The organism is Alteromonas sp. 14N.309.X.WAT.G.H12 (genome assembly GCF_036697315.1).
GTDB lineage: Bacteria > Pseudomonadota > Gammaproteobacteria > Enterobacterales > Alteromonadaceae > Alteromonas.
On sequence record NZ_JBAHZB010000267.1, the window covers coordinates 1 to 326 of the forward strand.

The following is a 326-nucleotide window of genomic DNA, read 5'->3' on the forward strand; positions in this document are numbered from 1 at the left end:
TTGGACAGTGCATCCAGGTTCAGTATGGGCAAGGTGAGATCGATAAGGCCGGAGGTGCTTACTGACGCGAGATTCCCTGCGCTGTCCAGCACCGACACATCCACATTGAGCAAGCCTTCTGCCGCATCGGCCGGTAAATCGATGGTAAAGCTACCATCGGGCAGCACCGTAGTGGTAAAGGTCTGGGTATCGCTGTCACTGTCGGTGACTTCGATACTGATCACTGCACCAATTTCATCACAGGTGCCGCTGATGGTGGGGGTGGCACTGTTGAGGTTGGACAGTGCATCCAGGTTCAGTATGGGCAAGGTGAGATCGATAAGGCC

The 326-nt window shown here is 54.9% G+C and carries 1 protein-coding gene; it reads right to left on the minus strand.

Features of this window, described 5'->3' with window-relative positions:
• A partial coding sequence (locus V5298_RS20920; protein ID WP_332933321.1) for an Ig-like domain-containing protein occupies positions 1-326 on the minus strand: 326 nt, incomplete at both ends.